We start from the raw sequence: 502 nt of genomic DNA on the forward strand, positions 1-502 counted from the left end.
ATGATGGTGACGTCTGCATTACCAAGGCGGTAGCCTTGTTCTTTTACTCGACGGTAAACGTCTTTCAATAATTCGCGGCTGTTTGCACCTTTCCATTTATCGTCGGTATCTGGAAAATGACGACCAATATCACCCGCAGCAATCGCACCTAACAAAGCGTCGGTGAGAGCATGCAGAGCAACGTCGCCGTCTGAGTGCGCAATCAGGCCTTGTTCGTAAGGAATTGCAACACCACCAATAATCACAGGGCCTTCACCGCCAAATTTGTGTACGTCGAAACCATGACCAATTCGAATCATTTTTTATCCTTTATTTTCTAACCGCGCTCGCGGCTAAGATAAAACTCGGCTAAGGCGAGATCTTCTGGCTGAGTAATTTTAATGTTATTCGCACTACCTTGAACTAAAGCTGGCGTTTCTCCCAACCACTCTAAAGTCGATGCTTCATCAGTGATCGCAACACCTTGCTGCAATGCGTCTGCCAGTGCTCTTGTTAGCTGCTG

The 502-nt window shown here is 47.0% G+C and carries 2 protein-coding genes; both read right to left on the minus strand.

The annotated features are described in order from the left end of the window. A partial coding sequence (gene ispF / locus R7Q11_RS29760; protein WP_225467413.1) for a 2-C-methyl-D-erythritol 2,4-cyclodiphosphate synthase occupies positions 1-299 on the minus strand: 299 nt, incomplete at its 3' end. Between the two features lie 17 nt (positions 300-316). Next, a partial coding sequence (locus R7Q11_RS29765; protein WP_225467414.1) for a 2-C-methyl-D-erythritol 4-phosphate cytidylyltransferase occupies positions 317-502 on the minus strand: 186 nt, incomplete at its 5' end.

Source organism: Vibrio sp. 970, from assembly GCF_033339075.1.